We start from the raw sequence: 20,062 nt of genomic DNA on the forward strand, positions 1-20,062 counted from the left end.
ATTGCTTCGCCCACCGTCCTCAATTGGTTTTAATTTATAAGTAAGATGTTGTTCTCTAAGAACAATGAATCCGTATGTTATTTTTAAATGCTCCTATCAATGCTTTGTTTTATGTTATAGAATAAATAAGCGTTAATAGAAGAGTAATAACATCAATTACTATAGTATAAAATTGCTATAGTAAACAACTGCTATGTTACAATAAGTAATAAGCAGTAGAATAATTTAAAATCAATTTAAAATAAAAAATAATGAAACATATAGTAAATATTTTATTGGGGTTATCAGTGGTTCTTTTTACGTTTTCAGCTTGTAAGAAAGAAGAAGTACCGCCAACTTATGGTACGTTTAGTTTGAATTTTGATAATAAAGTAGGTTCGGATGACGTGTCATTGGTAGACGTAACAAGTACAGACTACTCGTATACCAATCAGCAGACTCAACAATTTAATATCACTCAATTAGGCTATTATATCTCTAGAGTAGAATTGACGGGACCTAATGGTGAATATTATGCCGATGAAGTGAAAACAGGAGCAACTTCAGAAGAAGTAAAAGGATTTTATCAAGTAAAGGAGTCGGATGCTGCTTCTCAAATGATTGCACTTGCTGATGTACCAGTTGGAACCTATAATAAAATAACATTTACCCTAGGAGTAGAAGCAGACTATGTGCAGGATGGAGCAACAGGTGGTGTTTTGGATCCAGCTAATGGCGGTTGGTTATGGAATTGGGATTCTGGTTATATCTTCTGGAAGTTTGAGGGAAAATCTCCTTTTTCTTCAGGTACAGATAATAAGATTAAATTCCATATTGGTGGATGGAAAGAAATTGCTGGCAATGCAGGTGTAACGAATAATGTAAAACGCATTAGCTTGGATTTTCCTTCTTTGGCAGAAGTAACAGAAGGTGGTAGTCCTAAAGCACATATTGTGATGGATTTGCTAAAAGTATTGAATGGACATCATGCCATTGATTTTTCTTCTACTTATATGGTTATGAGTCCTGTTGCTGGCTCCGATATAGCGCATAGTTTAGAAGATGCTTTTGAAGTACACGGTATCCACTAGACAGCTAGAATGCTAGTTCAAGAAAAAACAACTAGACATCTTACTTTTGTGGTAGGATGTCTATGTTTGTTATTAGGAATGACGGCTTGTAGAGACAATGAGCCTATTACTACAAAGGGAACCTATGATTTTGTAGCTCCCGACCATTTCCCAGCAGCCACCTATACTTTTTATAATAATCCAGTAAGCGAAAAGGGATTTAAATTGGGAAAACGACTATTTTTTGATCCTATTTTGTCGATCGACAGTACAATTTCTTGTGCCTCCTGTCATAATCAATCGTTTGCTTTTGCTGATTTGCCTTCTCGTCCTGTTAGTATAGGAATTGATGGCTTAGTTGGAACTAGAAATGCACCAGGTTTGGCAAACTTGGCATTTATGAATGAATTTTTTGTAGATGGAGGTGTCAATCATTTGGATTTTGTACCAATGAACGCCATTGAAAGTCCATTTGAAATGGGGGAGGGAATTGCTAATGTGATTGCTAAACTTAAAGGGCATGCTAATTATCCTCGTTGGTTTCAGGAAGCATTTAATACGACCGAAATTAATACAGCCTTGTTGATGGATGCACTTGCTCAATTCATGCTGCTAATGGTTTCTGACAATTCTAAGTACGATCAATATTTGAGAGGCGAGGAGCGATTGACGGCAAAAGAATTGGAAGGGTTAAAACTGTTTGAGCAAAAATGCCAAAGCTGTCATACAGGGAGCTTGTTTACCGATCAGTTGTATCACAATAATGGAATTGATAGCGTTTTTTTGGATTCTGGACGAGCTCGTATTTCAGCTAATCCATTGGATATTGGCAAGTTTAAAGTTCCTTCTTTGAGAAATGTTGCCGTAACTCCGCCCTATATGCATAATGCCAAATTTGCTACTTTAGAGGAAGTGCTAGAGCATTATTCAACCCGTGTGCTGCCCTCTGCAACTGTTGATCCTTTACTGCAACAGCAGAATGGTGATCTTGGCATTCCATTAACAGAAAAGGAAAAGGAAGCAGTGCTGCTGTTTTTGCAAACACTTACCGATTATGAGTTCTTAAATAATCCAATTTTCTTTGAAGAAGAATAAAATAAATTGTCAAAAACTAGCCCTAAATAGGGGGCTAGCTTTTGATATTATTTTTTTGATAAAGAGTCTTGGTAGTATAACTTTATTGCGTATTTATTTGATTGCACAGCTTAATAGTTGTTGAGTACCAATAAATCCCTTTAGTTGATCTCCAATTTGTACCGATCCTACGCCTTTTGGGGTTCCAGTAAAAATTACATCTCCTCTTAATAACATGAAATATTTAGAGATATAAGTAATCAATTCGTCAAAATTGGTGAGCATATCACTACTTACACCCTGTTGTACAACTTCTTCATTTTTGGTTAATGAAAAGTCAATCACTCCATTTTTATTTTGAGCTTCTTTTAGTGGAATAAACTGCCCAATAGCCGCAGAATGATTCCATGCTTTGGCAATTTCCCAGGGATGCCCTTTTTCTTTGCAACGATTTTGTACGTCACGAGCGGTAAAGTCAATGCCTATCGATACTTCATTGTAATATTCTGATGCAAATTGTGGCGCAATATGCTTTCCATTCTTGCAAATTTTAAGCAAAATTTCTGCTTCGTAATGCAAATCCTTGGTAAAATCAGGGTAATACAGAGGAAAACCATCGAGCAGTTGCGCTGTGTCTGGTTTTAGGAATAAAAGTGGTGTTTGTGGGATTGGGTTGTTTAGTTCTTCTGCGTGTGCAGCATAGTTGCGTCCTACACAAATAATTTTCATAAAGCCTATGTATTAGTGATAATGAATAATGGAAGCGTACAAGAAAGTAAAAAAATATGACTTTGGTCAATTGTTTAAAGGGAAAATTTATTTTTTTAGAGCCTGTTTTTTGAAGTTTAATCACAAAAGTTAAATTTAGGTTTAGTTTGTTGATTTTTAGTGTTTTATGAGGATTTTGTTTTTGTTTAAAAAGTATTTTGTATTTTTTTTGGTTATAAAATGTAAAAAAGTTAGCAAAAAAATCATAAAAAATTTGGAACTACTAAAAAACTGCTTTATATTTGACTTGTCATTAGGAAAAAGGGAAAATCCTAATAACAATTGTTAAGTTTTAGTTCTTGTATAAACTCATGCTAATAAACACAAAGATTAAAGTGAGTTTACTCATTACATTATTCTGTAGGAAAATCGTATTTGATTGTTTTGTGAAGTGTTACGCAATTATTTATTTATTAAATACAAAAAACATACAGAGTATTATTATTAATTATTCATAGCTGAATTCATGTAATACTAAGTTGAAACCTAAAAACCTATTGCTAAATTCAGGAGCCCATGAAGCTTGATGAATAGTTCAAACTCTAATGGTGATTAGGATTTTATTGAATACCCAAAATCCTAATCGCTAAAGGAGTTGAAAGAAAACAAACCCTTTTACCCTAGAATAGAACAATGCAAGTTGTCTTATCTGTCTGTCTTAAATTTGAAGAGATACCTTTGTAGCAGTACAGAGGTTATCTCTTTTTTATGAACTTAAACAACAGAAGAACAACCGTAAAGATACCCATGCGACAATGTACGGGAGAATCATCCTAATAACTTAAAACCTAAATGGATTGAGTCCCAGTTACTAGTGTGGAAAAATGTATAATGTAACTATAATAGATGATGAATGATAGGAGTTGGAAGTAGGTGGTAATTCTATTGCATACCATAACCAACAATATCTAAAAACCATTAAACATTAATGGAATAACCACTAATTTCTACACTCCTATATCTTCTATTTTCCCCTTCTTTGTCCCCACCCATCTTCAAAAATACGGCTAAATAAAGTTTAATTATAGAAAGGTTATAAGAGAGATGTTGATTCCCAAAACATCTCTCTTTTTGTTTTGTTAGGTATTGAATCTTGCCACATTTCTACTCTTTTTGGCAAGAAAGAAGAACTTTTGGCAAAAAAAAGGCTAAATTAAGGCACGATAATCCCCCTGTGTTTGATTTAAAATTCTGATCTTTGTATTTGTAAAATCTATTGAAGGTTAGTTTGTTATGAAATGAAAGCATCAGTTGTTTAAGTGAACCTAATTATTATATACATGACTAAGAACTTAAAATATTCCCTATTAATTTTATTGTTAGCCAACTTCTTATTAGTCATTTCTTGTTCAAAAGAAAAAGAAAAATCACCCCTCTTGGAAGAAATGTCTACTGAAATAATCCTAAATAGCACTTCAAATAGAGCAATGACTGAAGGCACAAAAGAAAAAGAAGGCATTATTGCTTTTTCTGTTCTTTATGAGGGGGATTTAGATGAAATGATTATGTCTCAATCTAGTGATTTAAACAAAATGATAGAGCTGTATGAGTTTAATTTGGAAGAACCTTTTGTTGTTGATGAAATAATCAAAGGGATTGTTCTTAGAACAATTCAGCCTTTGGCGGATCCAATAGCCATTGCAAAAGACCTCTCTAATATAGATGGAGTTATGATGGTAGAAGTAAAAAATCTTCCGTTGAATGATGTCTAAAATTATACCCTTAAAAATAGATTAAATTTACGAGTCAAACTTTTTTAGCCATATACTTTTACTACCTTTGTTATATATAAACAACTACTTAACAAAACAACGAACAAAAAAATGGCTAAGTATTATAATAACATTTTGGAGACGATTGGTAATACTCCACTTGTTAAGCTGAATAAAATTGTAAAGAATGTACCTTGTACAGTATTGGCTAAAGTAGAAACAACGAATCCTGGTAATTCTGTAAAAGATCGTATGGCATTAAAAATGATTGAAGATGCCGAGAAACGTGGAGATCTAAAACCTGGTGGGACAATTATTGAGTGTACATCTGGTAATACAGGAATGGGAATTGCTATTGCTGCTGTTGTTAAGGGATATAAGTGTATTTTTACAACTAGTGATAAGCAGTCTAAAGAAAAAATTGACTTATTGCGTGCCGTTGGAGCAGAAGTAATTGTTTGCCCAACTAATGTGGCTCCTGATGATCCACGCTCTTATTATTCTATAGCAGAGCGTTTAAACAATGAAATCCCCAATTCTTATTGGGCGAACCAGTACGATAATTTATCAAACCGTGAAGCGCATTACGAAAGTACAGGACCTGAAATCTGGGAACAAACAGAGGGACAAATTACCCATTTTGTTGTTGGAGTTGGTACAGGTGGTACAATCTCTGGAGTAGGGAAATACTTAAAAGAAAAAAATCCTAATATCAAGATTTGGGGAATAGATACCTACGGCTCTGTTTTTAAGAAATATCATGAAACAGGTATTTTTGATAAAAATGAAATTTACCCTTATATAACAGAAGGGATTGGAGAAGATATTTTGCCTAAAAATGTAGACTTCGAAATTATTGATTTGTTTGAAAAAGTGACGGATAAAGATGCCGCTATTGCTACTCGTGATTTGGCACGTCTGGAAGGAATCATGGTGGGTAACTCTGCAGGGGCTGCCATTGCAGGTGTTAATCAATTGGCAAAGGAGCTAAAAGAGGATGATTTATTAGTTGTATTATTTCATGATCACGGTAGTCGCTATGTTGGCAAAATGTTTAATGATGAATGGATGCGTGAAAGAGGCTTTTTGGATGATGTAATGACTGTTAAAGATATTATTGCCAAAAAAGAATCAAAAACATTCTTCTCTATAGATGCGAAGCAAACGGTTAAGGAAGCACTAAAATTAATGAAAGAAAATGACATCTCTCAGATGCCTGTTATGGAGGCTGGGGCTGTTGTTGGTGCTTTGAATGAAAATGATGTATTGACCTGTTTGTTGGCCAATCCAATAGAAAATAGCGACCAGCAAATTGGCAAAATCATGGTTGATCCTTTCCCTGTTGTAGAGGAAACATTGCCTATTAATAAGTTGAACCTTTATATCAACAAAAAATCAACCGCAGTAATAGCTGTTGATAAGGCAGGAACAAGTCATATTGTTACCAAGTACGATATTATTCAAGCGATGAACTAAATTCGTCCGCAATGCTAAAAAAAATGGTGGGTTGAGAAATTTCTCAGCCCACCATTTTTTTTACAAGATAGCAATTACTTTTTCTTAGAGGCTAGAAACTGTACCACTTGTCCCATAATATGACGACTTTCATCGGACATCAACTGTGTGTGCAATAGTTCTAGATCTGTTTCAAAATTGCGGGTCATTTGGTCAACTAAACTCGCTTTTAAGGCTTTTTTGGTTTGACGAAATGCTACTGGAGGCAATTTTAAGTATTGTTGGATTTTTGCTTCTGCTTGCGCTAATGTTTGGTCTAGGTCAACTAACTCATCCACGAGCCCCAATTCTAAGGCTTCTGGTCCCTTCATTAAATAGCCTTCTAATAAATACTGATAAGCCTTGCGTTTACCAATCCAAAAAGCATAAAGGTGTAAGATACTTTCTCTAGGAGCAATACCTACTGCCATCTCATTCAGACCAATTTGATATTTCTCTCCAATGGCCATCACTCGATAGTCGCAAGCGCAAGCCAAGATGCATCCACCAGCAGGGCTATGTCCTGTGATAGCGGCAACCAACGGTTTGCTAAAGGCTAGCATTTCGGCTGCCAATTGCAAAAAAGATCCCCAAAAATTTCGAATGCCTTCTGAGTCGTAATAAAAAACCTCTAAGAGGTCTACTCCGCCACTAAAAAAATGTGGTTTTCCTGTGAGTACAATGCCTCCAATGGTCGTATCTTGCTCAGTCTCTCGGATTAATTGGCGCAACTCATCAATCATAGTTTGATTGAGGACATTTGCCTTGCCACGGTCCAATTGGACAACAAGGTAGTTTCCTTTGGAGCTTATGTTTAGTGTTTTCATAAAAATAATTGATTGATTTTTGATGGTTTAGAGGTCAATTTTGTCTACTCTACGTTGGTGGCGACCTCCTTCAAAGTTGGTGTCCAAAAAGGCAGTAACCATTTCTAGTGCAACTGATTCGCTGACGAAGCGAACAGGAATAGCCAATACATTCGCATTATTGTGTTGGCGTGCCAACTCTGCTAATTCTTTGGTCCAGCAAAGTGCTGCACGAATTCCTGCATGTTTGTTAACGGTGATGGCTACTCCATTTCCACTACCACACATTACAATTCCACAACATGCTTTTTTATCTTGCACATCAGTAGCAACAGGATGTACAAAATCAGGGTAATCTACAGAATCTAGAGAATTGGTGCCTTTATTATTAATTGTAAAACCACGTTCTTTTAAAAGGTTCATTACCGCTTCTTTGTAATCAAAGCCAGCATGGTCACAACCCAATGCAATCACTTTTTCCATTTTTATTAGTAATTTAGTAAGTTCTTTAATAAATCGTATCTGTGTATAGGGCAAACAATGGGTTGGATTATAAACTATATATTATATCAATACCAACAGCATTGCATGAATAGTAGGCAGTTTCAAATTATTATATTCTTAAAAAAATTACTGTCTACCAAGGTTTTATCCTATACTAAAAAATCAACTACTATGGAGTTAGATGATTTGCCAGAGTACAATTGTATTATTGAAATTGTTTAACGATTCCAAAATTGGATTTCGACATTAGAAATTTTAACCACGAAGTTGTTTAAAAATGGAGTTTTGTTGAACTGAGCCTATGGCGAACTCACGTAAGTATAATGAGTACACTCCGAAGGAGCACGAAGTAAAAATTAGCTTTAGTTTCGCTGATTTTACAATTCATTAGCGACGTAAGGCTATTAGCTTTGTTGATTTCCAGTTCTTAAACAACTTCCTCACAAAAATAGATAAAAAATGAGACTATTAAATGTATTTGTTGCTAGCTTATTTAGCTTAACCTTATTTATTGCTTGTAGTAGTGCACCGCAAGAGGGAGTAAACTTATTATCTTGCAAAAAGTTTGAGCAAAAAATGAAAGAAACAGATGCTGTGCAATTAGTAGATGTTCGCACACCAGAAGAATTTGATGGAGGGACAATAGGCACTGCCATCAATATTGATTTTTATAGCGATGATTTTAAGGCTAGAATCGCTAAACTAGATACGGAACGCCCTTTATTTATCTTTTGTGCAAGAGGCGGCCGCAGTGGTGAAGCTAGCAGTATTTGCAAAGAGTTGGGATTTAAGACTATTTATGATTTAGATGGTGGATACATTGCATGGAGCCAGTACAAGCGCTAGCCTATTCGATTTCTTCAATGGTATTGTTTTGACAAAGCAATATTTTATCTACATCTAATAATTGTGGTATTTTATTGTTGACCGTAGCAAGAATGACCGCAATGTTATGATCTTGTGCATATTGATATATAAAATTCAATATTTCTTGTGCAGCCTGCACATCTAAATGTTGTACAGGAGCATCAACTAATAAGATGGAAGGGGCATTCAATAAAGCACGACCAATTAATGTTTTTAGGTATTCTTTCTTTGTTAATTGGTCTGTTTTTTGATTTTTTAAATGCTCGATCCCCAAAAGTGCCAAAATTTGTTGGATTCGTGCTGATTTGTTGGCTGCGTCGCTCCAATCCGTAACACTTAGGACAAAGTCAAAGTTTTGAAGGACGGATAGTTTGGGGTCTAGCGGAAATGTATCGCTAATAATGCCTATTTTTCTTCTTAAATAGGGCAAGGTATTGGAGTCAATTTGATGAACTAGTATCTCATCTACCACAATATTACCTTGTTGGATAGGTAGTTGTCCATAGATGCTTTGAAGTAGGCTGCTTTTTCCACTACCAGTGTTTCCCAATAAACAAACAAAATCACCTTTTCGGATAGAAAAGTTAAGGTCTTTTAATATTAAACTGTTGTTTCTAATAATAGAAACATTGAGGAATTGGATAAAAAAATTGTTTGGCATAGAATAAAAATTATGCATAAATTTAATCTGTTGTTAGGAATTATCAATATAATTCACTTACTTTTGTCTTAAGAGTTTTTTCTTTTGGAAAGAATGAAAATAAAAAATAAACACACACAAACATATACTAAATCCAATATTTATAATATATAACAAAGAAAAAATGCCCAAGAAATGAAGCTAAGAGTTTACATAACATTACTATTTTGCTGGATTGGAATGGGCACAGGGTTTTGTCAAGTTTCAAAAACGCTTCACCAGACATTTACACTTGATGCCGCAGAGAAAGTTAACATCAATGTGGTGGCAAAAAAAATAGAAATGAAAGAAACCAAGGGGTCTCGTATCTTGGTTGAAACAAAAGTTACCATTTCACTTCCTAATGATCGTCTTCTTGATTTTGTTTGCAACAGCGGTCGGTATGATTTAACAAAAACAATGGATGCTACAACTAGAGAAATAACCATCTCTTCTAAAAAAACCAATGATGTTATTGTTGTTAAGGGGGAGGAATGTATTGAGGTATTGGAATATGTAATTTATATGCCAGCAAGTGTGAAATTTATCAATAATAGTACGCTAGTAGACGGAAAAGAATAATTAATATATAAAGTTTTTTATTTTGTAAATACTGCAAAAGACCTTCAACAATATTGTTGAAGGTCTTTTTTTTTACTTTTTATTTGTCAAAATAAAAGAAATAGCAATTTTTTTGAAAAAAACTAAAACAGCAATGAAAATAAAAATGCCAATTTAATTTGGTGTTAAATTGATATTAAGGAATAAAAGCGCACAATTGCTCTAAAATGTAAAATAGAGAATGGATTTGGCTTTCTAAGTTGTTGCTGGTCAGATTACTAAAAAGGAGTTAAGTTAAAAATGCACTTGTTTTTTTAATGTTAATAGCTTATCTTTGCAGATGTGTTCCTAAAGAACCTGACCTCACTTCCAATTGTTATTCGTTATTCCCTAAAATTTTTACACCAAGTAGAATTATTACTATCATGAAATTCTTTATTATTGTTTTCTTTGCTTTTGTATTTTCTAGTAATCTATCAGCACAAGCAACAGCTTCTGCTAATGAAACGATTACTGTATCTAATATCTCAACCATCAATTTGGATTTAGATTCAGATAATATTGAAATCAAGGAAACAAAAGGAAGTAGGGTTATTATTGAGTCTCATATTACTCTAGAGACGATTAACAATACAACTTTGTTAGAGTTTTTGGTTAATTCTGGTCGTTATGCTTTGAAGAATGAAGCGGATGCTTCTACGCAAACTTTAACAATTACTCGTAAAAAAGTAAGTAACGTATTGTTAATAAAGGGAGAGGAATGTAAAGAGACAGTGCGTTATGTTGTTTTAGTACCTGCTTCTGTTAAATTTGTAAACACTAGTTCTTCTACTGCAAGTATTAAATAAAAGAATTTCTACTCTATATATTAAATCCATCCTTGATCAATCAAGGATGGATTTTTTTTTTGCTTCTTTAGTTATAAATAGCGAGCTAATCTAATAAATACTCCGCAAATCTAATATAAGTTGGTATCGAACAGTTATGCCTCATTCTAAATTAGAATACAACTATTTTTATTATGGAATAGGATCTGTTTCAGAATATATAGAAGGTGTATTTTGTTGGCAATGAACTTAGTGTATTTTGGTTTTGTTGTTTAATTTAAAGTTTGCCTAGACAACAACGAAAAAAAAAAATCATAAGATCGCAACAAAATTTAAATATTGGGGTTTAATATGTATCTTTGAATGATAGTTTTACTATTTTTTAATTAAGTGTTGCTATGAGTGTAGTAAAAAAACATCCCCTTAAGCGTTTTTTCCGCCTATTAGAGTTGGATCGAAAAGATATTGTATACATATATATATATGCAATTTTTGAAGGTCTTATTAGTTTGACCATTCCTGTCGGCATTCAGGCAATTATTAATTTGATTGCCCTTAATCAGTTTTCTTCTTCTTGGATGTTGCTAACCTTTGTGGTAGCATTAGGAACAGCCATAGCAGGAGCAATGAAGTTGATGCAACATATTATAACAGAGACGATTCAACAACGAATATTTACTCGTTCAGCTTTTGATTTTGCTTATAGAATCCCTAGGTTGCAAATGGAGGCAATTAAGGAAGAATATGCACCAGAGTTAATTAATCGTTTCTTTGATACGCTATCTATTCAGAAAGGGATTCCTAAAGTATTGGTAGATCTCTCTGCTGCATCTTTACAGATCTTCTTTGGGTTGATCTTACTTTCCTTGTATCATCCTTTTTTTGTAGCATTTGGTTGTGTCTTATTGGCACTCATTGTTCTTCTGGTTGTCAGTAGTTTTTCTCCAGGTTTATCCACTAGCTTGCAAGAGTCAAAGTATAAATATAAGGTAGCTTATTGGTTGGAAGAGCTTGGTCGTACTATGGGGTCTTTTAAATTGGCAGGAAGAACCCAATATCCCATAGAAAGAACGGATGAATTGGTAGGGGGGTATTTACAATATAGAAAAAAGCATTTTAGTGTTGTAAAAGTTCAGATTATTAGTGTTGTTATCCTCAAAACATTGGCGACAGCAGCACTATTATTAATTGGAGGCATCTTGGTGATTAATAATGAAATGAATGTTGGGCAATTTGTGGCTTCAGAGATTGTTATCATTATTGTTCTAAATGCGTTGGATAAGATTGTAATGGGTATGGAAACAATTTTTGATTTACTCACAGCAGTTGAAAAAATAGGGGTGGTAACGGATTTACCCTTAGAGGATGAGTCAGGCATTGATTTTGAAGAAATTCATTGTGAAAATGGAATCTCAATTCATGTCGATAATTTGACTTATGTATTGGGCGAACACCAACACAAAATACTAGAAAATATTAATTTAAATATCAAATCTGGAGAACGGATTTGTATTGTTGGCTCTAATGCTTCTGGTAAGTCAACCCTAATCAGAATTATTATGGGGTGGTATGATAATTTTAGAGGAACCATTTCTTATAATGATATTCCCCGTAAGAATATTAATATTGCAAGTTTGCGTTCTTATATGGGAGATCATGTATCAGAGGAGCATTTATTTCATGGAACACTTGCTCAAAACATCTCTATGGGGCGCCCAGATGTATCAATCCAAGAGGTAATCAAAGTCTGCCAGAAGGTGAATCTATCTGATTATATCAAAAGTCAACCCGAAGGACTTAATACGATCATTACCTCAGATGGGCAGAATGTTCCGCAGAGTGTTATCAAGAAAATTATTTTGGCTAGATGTATTGTCGATTTGCCTAAGTTGGTTGTCACCGAACCATTGCTTGCTGGTCTGGATAATACTGATGCTATGCAAATGATTGATTTATTAACCAACAAACAAAATTCTTGGACGTTGATTGCTGTAACGAGAAGTGCCCAAATGGCAAAATCCTGTGATCGAATTATTGTAATGGATAAAGGACAAATTACATTTAAGGGAACCTATGAAGAGCTGGAACAAGAGGCGTATTTTGAGCAGTTATTTGATGATATAATAAAAGAGTAAGTAATGTTAAATATATCAGAGAACAGAATCGAAAATAAAGGTTTAGAGGACTATCCTGCCTTTAAAAAAGTTACACAGTTAAATACCGCTCGAAAACTGGCGCATTGGGTCATTATCTTTTTTGTATTATTGGTGGTTATTTTGATGTTGCCCTGGACGCAACATATTGTTACCAAGGGAAAAGTAACGACCTTAAAACCTGAACATCGCCCGCAAAGCGTTTATAGCGTCATTTCGGGTAAAATAGATCGATGGTATGTGCAAGAAGGGGAGTCGGTCGAAAAAGGAGATACCTTGGCTTTTTTATCAGAGGTAAAAGCAGGCTATTTTGATCCTGAATTATTAAGAAGGACACAAGATCAGGTCAATGCAAAACACGCTGCTAGAGAGGCGTACAATGACAAATCACAAGCATTGAGTCAGCAGTTGGAAGCAATCAAAAATGTTTCTCTTGTTAAGCTAGAGCAAACTCAAAATAAAGTAGAACAATACCAATTGAAGCTAATTTCGGATAGCGTAACAGTGGGAGCTGCTCAAACGGCTTATCGGGTAGCTACTCGTCAATTTAATAGAACAGATACCTTGTTTCAAAAGGGAATAAAGTCGTTGACCGATCTAGAGAACAAGCGCAATAAAATGCAAGAAACAGAGGCTAAATGGATGGCTTACCAAAATAAGTTTCTGACCACCAAAAATGAGTTGTTAAATGCAAAGATTGAATTGAGCCTTGTGAAAAGTCAATATGCTGATAAAATGGCAAAAGTTCGCTCTGAACGTTCCAGTGCCTTGTCTAGCATTTATGATGCTGAAAGCCAAATTGCAAAGCTTGAAAATCAGTATGCCAATTATGAACAAAGAGAAAAGTTATACTATGTAATTGCTCCTCAAGATGGATATATTACTAAGATTTATCGAAAGGGCTTGGGCGAAATTGTCAAAGCAACAGATCCTTTGTTGGCAATTATGCCAGCGAATCACCAGTTGGCTGTAGAGGCTTATATTCGCCCTATGGATTATCCCTTGCTTCAACTGAAACAGAAGGTTCGTTTTGTTTTTGACGGTTGGCCTGCTTTTGTATTTTCTGGCTGGCCCAATCAATCTTATGGCACATTTGAAGGTGCTGTTGTGGCAATTGATAATGTGGCTAATGAAAAGGGGATGTACCGAATTTTAGTATCACCAAGTACTTCTAAGGCTTGGCCAGAAGCATTGAGGGTAGGAGCAGGGGCTAGTACTTTGATTATGCTCAATGATGTTCCTTTATGGTATGAATTCTGGCGACAACTCAATGGCTTTCCACCTGATTTTTATGAAGAGCAAGATTTGGATAAAATCAAGATGAAAGCTCCCATTAAGCATTTAAAAAAGTAACTTGTTTTTATTCTTTAAGACCAATTGCCTTTTAGGGAAACTTCATTGAAATCCACGGAGTATTAATAAAACTAATCAACAAATTATTCTATCAATAGATCATGAAGCAATTCTTCATTGTTGCAATTGTATTAACCTGCCAAAATCTGTGGGGGCAAATAGATGCTCCAATATTGACTTATGAGCAATTCTTGCAGCAAGTATATGAACACCACCCCATCTCAAAACAAATTAATATCCAGCGAGATCAAGCTAAACAATATCTAAAAAAGGCTAGAGGTGGTTTTGATCCTAAATTGGGAACAAAATGGGATTACAAAAATTTTGGAAAGAAGAATTATTATAATATTCTGAATACCTACCTAAAAGTACCCGTTTGGTCAGATATATCCATAGAAGCAGGGTATAATTATACCCAAGGATATTATCTAAATCCTGAAAATACATTACCGCAGGATGGCCAAGCATTTTTGGGACTAAAAATTCCCTTGTTAAAAGGGTTGTGGACGAGTGAACGCAGAACAGCACTTCAACAAGCAAAACTAATGGTAGGAGCGAGCGAAGTGCAGATACAGACGGCCTTAAACGATTTGTTGTATGCTGCTGGAAAAAAATATTGGGAATGGGGGAAATCTTATAATGAGCTATTAATTATTCAGCAGTCATTAACTACCGCAGAAGAACAATTTAATGCCGTTCAAAAGGCTTTTCGACAAGGAGATAAACCTGCTATTGACACCTTGAAGGCTTTTATTCGTATACAAGATCGAACCATCTTGCTCAATAATAAACAAGTTGAAGTGCAAAATGCGGCAAGATTAGTGGCTGCTTATTTGTGGGATGAAAATCAAGAACCTTTGATGCTTAAGGAGGGGACTTATCCTATTACTTTACAACAGTTGGCAACCCAACCTTTTGACCAAGAAGTCTTAACGGCTAGCTTAGACCAAATAGAACAGCATCCAGATCTTGCATGGTATGATTTTAAACTTGAAAATTTAGAACTAGAACGCAAACTAAAAATCAATAACTTGATGCCAAAGTTGGATGTCAAGTATAATTTTTTGTCAACCAATCACGTTGATTTTTTTGCTACCAGTGCTGCTACTCCCATTCAAAACTATAAATTAGGCGTACAATTTTCTATGCCTATTTTTGTCCGAAAAGAACGGGCTGATCTAGCTTTGACTCAACTCAAACTAAAGCAGGTGAATTTTCAACAAGCTGCCAAGCAAAGAGATCTAAAGACCAAAATTGAGAATTATTTTAATGAGGTTCAAAATGCTTCAAATCAAACCGATAATATGGAGCAAATGGTTGACAACTACAAAATACTCTTGGATGCAGAAAAAATAAAATTTGATATTGGAGAATCTTCTGTTTTTATGATGAATATTAGAGAAAACCAACTTCTAGATGCTCAATTGAAGCTGATTAAGCAACAAATAATGTATCTTAAGTCTCGGACTGCTTTTTTCTGGATTATTGCTAATTTACAATCGGTAGAGCAATAAATAAGCGCAATAATTTTAGTAATTTGTTGATTCGATATGTTTATTCTAAGAAGTTGTTTAAAAATGTTGTTGATTTTCGAGATCAAAGCTAGTAGTTATCGGGCAAAGCTCGTTTTTTGTTTCGTAGCTGGAAGCTACGGGACTAAAAATAGCTGCCGATCCGATGGCTGCTATGGTTGGATCGCAGGTGTTAAGATCATTTTTAAACAACTTCTAAACTAACTCATAGTATGAAAGATCTAAAAATAACAAAGGATGACCTAGAGCGCATCAATACCAAAGATGGTTATTTAAAACTATTGGAATCCAAAAAAGTCAATGTTAAAAAGCTACTAAGAACCTTAAAATATGAAGAGGAATTAAACGACTTACAGGTTGAACTCTTAAAAATGCAGGGTTGGGCTTTGAAAAATAATAAACGCATTGCTATTTTGTTTGAAGGAAGAGATGCTGCTGGCAAAGGGGGGACAATCCGCCGTTTTGTAGAACACCTAAATCCTAGATCTATTCGTATTGTTGCTTTACCCAAACCAACAGAAGACGAGCGAGGACAATGGTATTTTAGACGTTATATTAATCAACTTCCCAATCCTGGCGAAATTGTATTCTTTGATCGAAGCTGGTACAACCGAGCAGTGGTAGAGCCTGTTAATGGTTTTTGTACTAAGGAACAGTATGATTTGTTTATGAAACAAGTGATCAATTATGAAGAAATGTTGCAAGAGTCAGGGGTGATTTTGATCAAATTTTGGTTAGATACTAGCAAAAAGGAACAAGCAGAACGATTTGCAGCTAGAAAGGAAAGCCCTTTGAAGCAATGGAAATTTAGCCCTATTGATGAAAAAGCACAGGAACTTTGGGACTTGTATACTTCTTATAGAGATGCTATGTTTAAAAATACGCATACTAAAAATTGCCCTTGGGTAGTTGTGCAAGCCGATGATAAAAAAGATGCTCGATTAGCTGCGATTCGTTATGTGCTTCACCAATTAGATTATGATAATAAGGGGGATAGTGGAGTTGATCTAAAACCCGATCCAGAAGTTGTTAAAAAGTATAAAAAATAAGCATGTTTAAGCGTTATAAACCAACCAATTTTAAAATGCGTTTGTATGGAATGGTCTTGAACCTATTTCCAACTTATAGACGAACAGGAGGGCGAGCGTTCTTTATTGCAGAGGATCTTTCAGATGTTCATATTCGCTTAAAGTTAGGCTGGGGAACTAGAAATTATGTGGGAACCATGTTTGGTGGAAGTATGGCTTCCGCAGCAGATCCTATCTATATGATTCAATTGATTCGCATACTAGGAAATGATTATGTTGTTTGGGACAAGTCGGCAAGTATTCGATTTAGACGACCAGGAAATCAAACTTTGTATAGTCGATTTTTGATTACCGATGAGTTGTTGGCAGAAATTCGACAACGAGTTGTCAATGAGCAAGAAATTGATTTAGATTTAACTTCAGATTGGGTAGATAAGGATGGAACAGTATATGCAACGGTAACCAAAACGCTGTATGTCGCTGACAAACAATTCTACAAGAATAAGCAGTTAGCTCGAAAAAATAAGTAACTACGCAGCATTGATTATGCGTTAACGTTACAATCGTTAGTTTTTAAGTCTTAAACGGAAGCCGTTTAGGACTTTTTTAGTAATAAGGGCATAAACACAAGAAACAATCCTACTGATAAACAGAATTATACTCTGTTAATAAAAAAAAATAATTTTTTTTTTCGAACGAGTGGACATTTTTAATTTTGTTGCGTTCTATTAATAAATGATTAATGTTAAAATTACGTTATCATTATAAATTGATATACTAAAAAGGTTAGAAAAGCGTGGTGTTACTTTGATATAGAACTTTGCTTTTTAACGATATAAAATAAAAAGAGACATTGCTTTTTGGGTCGTAATGTGTTTTGAGAGGCTATCTTGCTACGATGGCCTCTCTACTTTTTTTAATCTGTTTCGGAAGGAATTACCAAAGCGCCCTTTTGTTTTTCTTTGGTTGAAGTTCCTATAATTTTAATTTCTACTCGTTGATTCAGCTGTCTACCTTGCAAGGTTTCATTGGTAGCAATAGGATGGCGTTTTCCATAACCTTTGTACGTTACCTGTTGAGTTGGTATACCCGCTGATTGAAGGTATAAAGAAACATTTTTGGCTCTATTGGTAGAAAGTCGATCACAATAATCATGCTCAGGGAGACCGTTGGTATGCCCGCCAATTTCAATCTTAATTAATGGGTTTTTGAGTAAGAAATTTTTTAAGCTAATTAACTCTTTTTCTGCTTGTTTAGTGATATAAGAAGAGTCCGCAGAGAAGAAGGTATTGTTTAGGCGAAAGATTTGCCCTTTTTGAATTTCTTTGGCATTAAAGTTGGGATCAAAATTGCCCCGACGTTGTATATTTTTATCATAATCTACTAGCGAAACAATAGAAAAATTACTGTTTTTAGCTGGATTATTAGCCAAAATAATACGTTTGCTTTCGATTCCTTTCTCAACTAGATACGCTTTCATATTTTGCGCCTTTGACGAAGTTCGGCTCTCTAGTTTGATGGTCATTTCGGGATATTTATCCATGAAAATGCTTAGGCGATTCAATTCGGGGTAAGAATTGACGGCTAGTTCATCCGTTTTGCCCAAGAAAAAAATATTGTTGAGTGGAATGCTTTCACCTACCCGTATAGGATGCAAATAAAGCGTGATGTACATTTCTGTATATTCATCAATTTTGCCTACTTCAATGCTTTGGCTAACGGGATAATAACCTCCTTTGAAGGCTAAGAAGTTATATTGATTGTTGGCAGGAAGAATGGCTTGATAATTTCCGTTCTTACTATCGGAAAGCGCATTGCCTTTTTCTTCATTATTAGCTAGATCATAATAAATGATTTTTGCCCGAATAGGAGCTTTGGTATTGGCATTAAATACCTTTCCTTTGACCAATAATACAGGATCAGGACGAGAACCCAAGGGCGGAACAACTTGATAAACATCCTCTGCTCCAATATGCTGTTCGCCTCTGTTAGAAACAAAATAAGCCTTAGTACCAGAAGCAGCAATGCTATAATGTGCTTCCCATTTATTGGAGTTAATCTTGGGACCTAAGTTTTGAGGTTTTGTCCAACTTCGCCAAGTATCATCTAATCGTTTAGTGACAAAAATATCCATAGAGCCATAGCCCCCATGACCTGAGGACGCAAAATAGAGCGTTTTGCCATCTGCTGCTAAAAATGGCGTACCTTCTTCATAGGTGGTATTAATGGTAGCACCTAGGTTTTTGGGTTGAGAAAAGCGTCCATTTTTTTGCAAAAAAGAAACATATAAATCTAAATGACCATAAGAATCATTTCGTTCAATAGACAACAATAAAAGTTGCTTGTTGGCTGCTAAATGAATACTATGTATTGGGTTTTGGTTGTAATAATTGTCAATAATAACATCTTTGGGAATTTCCCAAGTGCCATCTTCTTTGCGATGGCTAATAGACACGCCCTTGCCTTTGGAACTGCCATTGTGATTGTAGGTATTGCCAATAAGCAGGGTGTTATTGTCAGGCGAAACCGAAATGACTTGATTGTGATTGTTGTTATTGATCGGAAAATCAAGTTGTTCTAAAAGGCTCCAGCTGCCATCTTTTTGTTTGTAAGACACCCAAGCATCATCTCGTTTGTCTAGTCCTTTATTTTGAGGATGTCCTTTTCGGGTAACAAATAGGCGCTGCCCATCGTGTGCAATTAGTGGATGCAATTCTGCATAGGGCGAATTGATATTGGTTCCTAAATTTTCTCGATGAAAGCCTTGGAGAGTATCTTCTACCAAGTTAATTTCTCGATCTTGTCTTACGGTTAGGTGGTCTATTTTTGCAGCTGTTTTTCCCGATATAACAAAACCCAATAAATCACCATAAAAAGGCAATACACGTGACGTAAAAGCAACCTTACCATCTAAATAATAACGCATTTTGCCATTGTTTTTGCGTATGGCAATCGTGTGGGCTTGGTTATTTTGATAATTGCTTGTTAGGGTCCAATTGATTACCCTTGTAAATTTTCCTTTTCGGCAAGTGACCACAGAAGTTTTTCCTTGATTACTAACCAAAAAAGCATTGTAATTATTTAAATCCCGTACGCCCCAAATAAGCCCATAAACACTTTGCCTACCTTCTAAAAAAGGAGTAATTTTACTTTCTATATAAAATGAAGTATCAGGATGGACGGGGATAGATTGCCAAAAATACCAAGCACCTACCTCTTGTTTGTATTTGATTTGATATAGACCATCTTTGACTTGAGCACTATATTCAGCGCTATTGCCATGCATCCATTGCAAAAAATTATCGTCAAAATTCTCTTCAAAGATTAAATTCTGTTGCGCATGAATGTTAACAAGATAACCAAATAAAATAGTGATCAATACAAGGCGAATGTTCATAGGATTTTAATTTAAAATTGGGCTTTCGTCAATCTTTAAAGGATAAACTCCATTAAAGATTAAAATTTTAGCAAAAAATGTCAATGCTTATACGTCTTATTGGTCTAATCTGAACTTATGTTATAACTTATCCTAAAACTTTTTTAGTTTTAAGAATAAATGCTTAAATAGTAAAATTTCTTATGATTTAGCACAAAGGATACTTGATGTTAACCATAAAAAAACGTGTTTTATTGTCTTTTGGGGAGCCAAAGATAC

17 protein-coding genes are annotated in these 20,062 nt (G+C 34.9%); 12 read left to right on the top strand and 5 right to left on the bottom strand.

The window, feature by feature from the left end; all coding sequences use genetic code 11:
• Window positions 1-251 precede the first annotated feature (251 nt).
• Window positions 252-1,070: an MbnP family protein gene (locus AsAng_RS27115; protein WP_264790280.1), complete on the top strand. Its 819-nt coding sequence runs from the start codon at window positions 252-254 to the stop codon at window positions 1,068-1,070.
• 9 nt (window positions 1,071-1,079) lie between these two features.
• Window positions 1,080-2,144, top strand: a complete 1,065-nt coding sequence (locus AsAng_RS27120; protein ID WP_264790281.1) for a cytochrome-c peroxidase — start codon at window positions 1,080-1,082, stop codon at window positions 2,142-2,144.
• 93 nt (window positions 2,145-2,237) lie between these two features.
• Here the strand turns inward: AsAng_RS27120 and AsAng_RS27125 are convergent, their stop codons facing one another.
• The gene (locus AsAng_RS27125; protein ID WP_264790282.1) at window positions 2,238-2,852 is read right to left on the bottom strand and encodes a fumarylacetoacetate hydrolase family protein; all 615 of its coding nucleotides are present in this window, start codon (window positions 2,850-2,852) and stop codon (window positions 2,238-2,240) included.
• A gap of 1,319 nt (window positions 2,853-4,171) precedes the next feature.
• On the opposite strand from AsAng_RS27125, the gene AsAng_RS27130 reads away from it, so the two are divergent.
• Both AsAng_RS27130 and AsAng_RS27135 read left to right on the top strand, forming a co-directional pair.
• Window positions 4,172-4,603, top strand: a complete 432-nt coding sequence (locus AsAng_RS27130) for a hypothetical protein (protein WP_264790283.1) — start codon at window positions 4,172-4,174, stop codon at window positions 4,601-4,603.
• Window positions 4,604-4,714: 111 nt separating this feature from the next.
• Window positions 4,715-6,079: a pyridoxal-phosphate dependent enzyme gene (locus AsAng_RS27135; RefSeq protein ID WP_264790284.1), complete on the top strand. Its 1,365-nt coding sequence runs from the start codon at window positions 4,715-4,717 to the stop codon at window positions 6,077-6,079.
• Between the two features lie 74 nt (window positions 6,080-6,153).
• Here AsAng_RS27135 and AsAng_RS27140 read toward each other — a convergent pair whose 3' ends face one another.
• Both AsAng_RS27140 and rpiB read right to left on the bottom strand, forming a co-directional pair.
• The gene (locus AsAng_RS27140) at window positions 6,154-6,924 is read right to left on the bottom strand and encodes an enoyl-CoA hydratase/isomerase family protein (RefSeq protein WP_264790285.1); all 771 of its coding nucleotides are present in this window, start codon (window positions 6,922-6,924) and stop codon (window positions 6,154-6,156) included.
• Between the two features lie 27 nt (window positions 6,925-6,951).
• Complete coding sequence (gene rpiB / locus AsAng_RS27145) at window positions 6,952-7,386, bottom strand: ribose 5-phosphate isomerase B (protein WP_264790286.1); 435 nt, start codon at window positions 7,384-7,386, stop codon at window positions 6,952-6,954.
• Window positions 7,387-7,866: 480 nt separating this feature from the next.
• Here rpiB and AsAng_RS27150 point away from each other — a divergent pair, with 480 nt between their 5' ends.
• A complete protein-coding gene (locus AsAng_RS27150; protein ID WP_264790287.1) occupies window positions 7,867-8,253 on the top strand; it encodes a rhodanese-like domain-containing protein in 387 nt (128 codons plus the stop codon).
• A gap of 1 nt (window position 8,254) precedes the next feature.
• Here AsAng_RS27150 and AsAng_RS27155 read toward each other — a convergent pair whose 3' ends face one another.
• Window positions 8,255-8,935: an ATP-binding cassette domain-containing protein gene (locus tag AsAng_RS27155; protein ID WP_264790288.1), complete on the bottom strand. Its 681-nt coding sequence runs from the start codon at window positions 8,933-8,935 to the stop codon at window positions 8,255-8,257.
• Between the two features lie 174 nt (window positions 8,936-9,109).
• Here AsAng_RS27155 and AsAng_RS27160 point away from each other — a divergent pair, with 174 nt between their 5' ends.
• The 7 genes from AsAng_RS27160 (at window position 9,110) to AsAng_RS27190 (ending at window position 16,937) form a co-directional block, all read left to right on the top strand.
• Window positions 9,110-9,535, top strand: coding sequence for a hypothetical protein (locus tag AsAng_RS27160; RefSeq protein WP_264790289.1), 426 nt, complete (start codon window positions 9,110-9,112; stop codon window positions 9,533-9,535).
• Between the two features lie 404 nt (window positions 9,536-9,939).
• On the top strand, window positions 9,940-10,362 hold the full coding sequence (locus AsAng_RS27165) for a hypothetical protein (RefSeq protein ID WP_264790290.1): 423 nt from the start codon (window positions 9,940-9,942) through the stop codon (window positions 10,360-10,362).
• Between the two features lie 377 nt (window positions 10,363-10,739).
• On the top strand, window positions 10,740-12,476 hold the full coding sequence (locus AsAng_RS27170; RefSeq protein WP_264790291.1) for a peptidase domain-containing ABC transporter: 1,737 nt from the start codon (window positions 10,740-10,742) through the stop codon (window positions 12,474-12,476).
• Between the two features lie 3 nt (window positions 12,477-12,479).
• The gene (locus AsAng_RS27175; RefSeq protein WP_264790292.1) at window positions 12,480-13,847 is read left to right on the top strand and encodes an HlyD family secretion protein; all 1,368 of its coding nucleotides are present in this window, start codon (window positions 12,480-12,482) and stop codon (window positions 13,845-13,847) included.
• A 101-nt stretch (window positions 13,848-13,948) separates the two neighbouring features.
• Window positions 13,949-15,361: a TolC family protein gene (locus tag AsAng_RS27180; RefSeq protein ID WP_264790293.1), complete on the top strand. Its 1,413-nt coding sequence runs from the start codon at window positions 13,949-13,951 to the stop codon at window positions 15,359-15,361.
• A 230-nt stretch (window positions 15,362-15,591) separates the two neighbouring features.
• Window positions 15,592-16,428, top strand: a complete 837-nt coding sequence (gene ppk2, locus AsAng_RS27185; RefSeq protein ID WP_264790294.1) for a polyphosphate kinase 2 — start codon at window positions 15,592-15,594, stop codon at window positions 16,426-16,428.
• 2 nt (window positions 16,429-16,430) lie between these two features.
• On the top strand, window positions 16,431-16,937 hold the full coding sequence (locus tag AsAng_RS27190; protein ID WP_264790295.1) for a DUF4442 domain-containing protein: 507 nt from the start codon (window positions 16,431-16,433) through the stop codon (window positions 16,935-16,937).
• A 386-nt stretch (window positions 16,938-17,323) separates the two neighbouring features.
• Here the strand turns inward: AsAng_RS27190 and AsAng_RS27195 are convergent, their stop codons facing one another.
• Window positions 17,324-19,804, bottom strand: a complete 2,481-nt coding sequence (locus AsAng_RS27195) for an OmpA family protein (protein WP_264790296.1) — start codon at window positions 19,802-19,804, stop codon at window positions 17,324-17,326.
• Window positions 19,805-20,062: the final 258 nt, after the last annotated feature.

This window comes from Aureispira anguillae, assembly GCF_026000115.1.
Taxonomy (GTDB): Bacteria; Bacteroidota; Bacteroidia; order Chitinophagales; family Saprospiraceae; genus Aureispira; species Aureispira anguillae.

Coding starts and splice junctions, on each gene's coding strand:
- AsAng_RS27150 (WP_264790287.1), top strand. CDS start 7,867: ATGAGACTATTAAATGTATTTGTTGCTAGCTTATTTAGCTTAACCTTA.
- ppk2 (WP_264790294.1), top strand. CDS start 15,592: ATGAAAGATCTAAAAATAACAAAGGATGACCTAGAGCGCATCAATACC.
- AsAng_RS27165 (WP_264790290.1), top strand. CDS start 9,940: ATGAAATTCTTTATTATTGTTTTCTTTGCTTTTGTATTTTCTAGTAAT.
- AsAng_RS27130 (WP_264790283.1), top strand. CDS start 4,172: ATGACTAAGAACTTAAAATATTCCCTATTAATTTTATTGTTAGCCAAC.
- AsAng_RS27115 (WP_264790280.1), top strand. CDS start 252: ATGAAACATATAGTAAATATTTTATTGGGGTTATCAGTGGTTCTTTTT.
- AsAng_RS27120 (WP_264790281.1), top strand. CDS start 1,080: ATGCTAGTTCAAGAAAAAACAACTAGACATCTTACTTTTGTGGTAGGA.
- AsAng_RS27175 (WP_264790292.1), top strand. CDS start 12,480: ATGTTAAATATATCAGAGAACAGAATCGAAAATAAAGGTTTAGAGGAC.
- rpiB (WP_264790286.1), bottom strand. CDS start 7,386: ATGGAAAAAGTGATTGCATTGGGTTGTGACCATGCTGGCTTTGATTAC.
- AsAng_RS27155 (WP_264790288.1), bottom strand. CDS start 8,935: ATGCCAAACAATTTTTTTATCCAATTCCTCAATGTTTCTATTATTAGA.
- AsAng_RS27135 (WP_264790284.1), top strand. CDS start 4,715: ATGGCTAAGTATTATAATAACATTTTGGAGACGATTGGTAATACTCCA.
- AsAng_RS27125 (WP_264790282.1), bottom strand. CDS start 2,852: ATGAAAATTATTTGTGTAGGACGCAACTATGCTGCACACGCAGAAGAA.
- AsAng_RS27170 (WP_264790291.1), top strand. CDS start 10,740: ATGAGTGTAGTAAAAAAACATCCCCTTAAGCGTTTTTTCCGCCTATTA.
- AsAng_RS27180 (WP_264790293.1), top strand. CDS start 13,949: ATGAAGCAATTCTTCATTGTTGCAATTGTATTAACCTGCCAAAATCTG.
- AsAng_RS27140 (WP_264790285.1), bottom strand. CDS start 6,924: ATGAAAACACTAAACATAAGCTCCAAAGGAAACTACCTTGTTGTCCAA.
- AsAng_RS27195 (WP_264790296.1), bottom strand. CDS start 19,804: ATGAACATTCGCCTTGTATTGATCACTATTTTATTTGGTTATCTTGTT.
- AsAng_RS27160 (WP_264790289.1), top strand. CDS start 9,110: ATGAAGCTAAGAGTTTACATAACATTACTATTTTGCTGGATTGGAATG.
- AsAng_RS27190 (WP_264790295.1), top strand. CDS start 16,431: ATGTTTAAGCGTTATAAACCAACCAATTTTAAAATGCGTTTGTATGGA.